2 pseudogenes are annotated in these 2,908 nt (G+C 78.1%); one reads left to right on the top strand and one right to left on the bottom strand.

Features of this window, described 5'->3' with window-relative positions:
- Positions 1-1,960, bottom strand: a pseudogene (locus AAHZ94_RS31990) (hypothetical protein); the annotation flags it as partial.
- A gap of 546 nt (positions 1,961-2,506) precedes the next feature.
- Here AAHZ94_RS31990 and AAHZ94_RS31985 point away from each other — a divergent pair.
- Positions 2,507-2,908: pseudogene (locus AAHZ94_RS31985) on the top strand (hypothetical protein); the annotation flags it as partial.

Genomic DNA, 2,908 nt, shown 5'->3' with positions numbered 1-2,908 from the left:
CCGCTGCGGGCTGGGGCCCGCGGGCCTGGGGGGTGCGCTGGGCGGCGCCGCTGGGGGGGGCGGCGCCGGCCGCGCCCCGCAGCGGCCGTTCCCACGCGAGCCTGGCCAGCAGGGCTTCGGCGGGTACGGCGGAGCCGGCGGGTACGGCGGCGAGCAGCCCGAGCACCCGGCGCCTGACCTCGGGCGCGGCGCCGCGGTCCAGGTCGGGGCCGAGCGCGGCGAGCGTACGGCCCTTGCCGTCCCGGCCGCCGACCAGGCCCGCGGTGCGCGTCGCCGGCCACCAGGCCGCGGCCAGCCTGACCCAGCGCTGTTCGGCGGGCAGCCGCAGCCACTCGTCGTACGCGGGCGTCGGCGCGAACCGCTCGTCCGCCTCCCCGTCGGACGCCAGTAGCCCGGCCGCGTACGCCAACTCGATCCAGAACGCGGCCATCGGCTCCGGGACGTCGAGCGCGACGGCGGTCCGTTTGAGGTCGCGTACGCTCAGCCCGCCGGCGCGCAGCACGGCGGGACCGCCGCTCTGCCACTGCGCGAGCAGTTCTTCCACGGTGGCCAGGGCGGTGTACGCCTGCCCGGCCGCCGCGTTGTCCACAACCTGTGGACGACGCTCGGTCAGCGGCGCGAGGGGTGGTGGCGTCGGCTCCACCACGCGGTGCGCCCGGCCGCCGCGCAAGTGAAGGGCGACCTCGCGCGGGAGGACGACATTGCGCGGCCCCGCCGGCAGCAGCAGCCCGCGCGCCAACAGCCAGTGCAGGTGCGGGGCTGGCCCGCTGCCGTCCCGGCCGTCCCGGCCCTCGCGGTCGTCCTGCGCGGCGTCGGCGGCGTGCGCGTCAGCCGACCCGCCAGCCCCACCGGCAGCCGCACCCGTCCCGCTGCCCGTACCGCCGGGCCCGTCCGTCGTGGTGGCGGACGCGTCCGCGGTCGCGGCCGAGACCGCCCCGTACGGCGGTCCCCACATCAGCTTCCGCAGGGCGCCGAGCGCCGCGGGCGGCGCCTGTGCGAGGAGGGCGGCCATCCTGGTCCGGTCGGCGAACAGGCCTGACAGCGCGGCCGTCGCGGTCACGGGGTCGGGCGTGGCCGGCAGCCCGGCGGTGGCGATGATCTCCTGCAACCGCCCGGGCGACATGCCCGCGGTCGCCTCGGCGACGGTCGGTCCGAGGCCGGTGGGCGAGGGGCGGGTGGCGGCCGGGGCGAGCAGTTCCCGGGCGGTCCTGACGAGCCGCAGCCGCTCGTCGCCGCCCCACACCAGCGCCTGCTGGCGCAGCGTCGCCACGGCGTGGGGGAGCGCCAGCCGAACGTCGTCGGCGCTGGCCTGCGGGGTGCTCGTGGGGGCGGTCCGGGGCCCGCCGGCCGTGGAGGCGAGCCCTCCGCCCGCCTCGTCGGCTGCGGAAGCGGACCTTCCGCCGGCCTCGTGGGAAGCGAGCTTTCCGCCGGCACCGCTCACGCCTGCGGCCCCGACCGCCCCGCTCACACCTTCGGCCCCGACCCCACCGCTGGCTCCGCCCGCCCCGTCCGCACCGCTGGCTCCGCTCCCACCGAAGGCCCCGTCAGTCCCACTGGCCTCGCCGCCGCCGGCCGGCGCCCCACCGGCCACCGCCGCGTCACCCGTCACCACCGCGTCTCCCGCCACCACCGCATCGCCCGTCATCAGGGCGAGGAGCGTTTCGTACGGGCACGGGTCGGGTGCCACCGCCAGCGCCTCGGCGGTCTGGAGCGCGAACCGGTCGAGCCGCTCGACGGCCCGTACGACGGAGGCCCGGGTACCGGCCCTGGTGGCCAGTTGGGTGAGGTCACCCGGTACCGGATTGAGCAGGTCAGGCCGGGCGCGCAACAGATGTGCAAGCGCCCCGTCGGGACGCCCCCGCAACTCTTCGGCGAGCGTACGGGGCGCCCCTCGGCCCCCGCCTTCGCCCCGCCCGGTCTCCCGGGCCCCGTGTCCTGCTCGATCCCGCGAGGTGGTCATTCGGCCCACGGTACCGGCTGCCCGCCGCCAGCCCCATGTGTCGCGCGTCGGCTTGATCAGCGCTTCACCGCGCGTTGGCAACGTCGTAGGGGGCCGGGTCCGGGTCTGGTCCGCTGCCGTGTCCTGCGGGCGCCGCCGTGCGCCGCGGATGCGGGGAAGCGCGGATGCGGGGAGGCGTGGGAGCGGGACTTCGCTCCGAGCGCGGGGAGTACGGGGGTACGGGGCGTCCCCGCGCGGAGAGGCACGAGCGGCGCCGAGTCGATCGCACGCCACGCCTGCCCGGTCGCGAGCAACGCCGATCGCCCACCGCCCCCGCCCGGTCGCGAGCAACGCCTTCCCGGCCGTGCGCCACGCCTGCCCGTACGCAACCCACCCAGGTCCGGCCGGGCCAGGTCGGGTCGTGCCGGGCCGGGCCCTTACGGTCGTCGGGCGGCCTGCGGTACGAACAACTCCGGCCGCCCGTGGCGTCAACGTCCCTGTTCGCGGGCGAAACGGTAACGTCGGAACGGTTCGGGGCGCCAACGTTGCGAATTCGCAGGGGTTTTGGTGGGGATCGAGAGCGATCAGCTCGTTTATGACTATCTGGGCAAGGTCGGAGACCTCGCCCAGCGGCAGGGGCTGCTGTCCGGGGACCGGGTGCGGCTGGTCTCCGAGCTGCGGGCCGAGATCGATCGGCGGCGGGCCGCGGCGCCGGGCGGTGACAGCCCGGCCGCGGTGAAGAAACTGCTGGCCAAGATCGGTACGCCGGCCGAAGTGGTGGTCGCCGCCGGGGGCCGGCCGCCCGGTGCGCCGGTGCCGATCGAGCCGACGCACGTCGAGCCCGGACCCGGGTCGTGGTCCGCGGCCCCCCCCCCCCGCGGGGCGGGCCCCCGCCCCCGGGGCCCCCGCCCCCACGGGGGCGGGGGGGCCCGGGGCCCCCGCGGGCCCCCCGCCCCCCCCCCCCCCCCC

It is taken from the genome of Streptomyces sp. HSW2009, assembly GCF_040240285.1.
Classification (GTDB): Bacteria; Actinomycetota; Actinomycetes; order Streptomycetales; family Streptomycetaceae; genus Streptomyces.
Note: the sequence above shows the minus strand (reverse complement) of the source record. Positions and strands in the feature narration are given on the sequence as shown.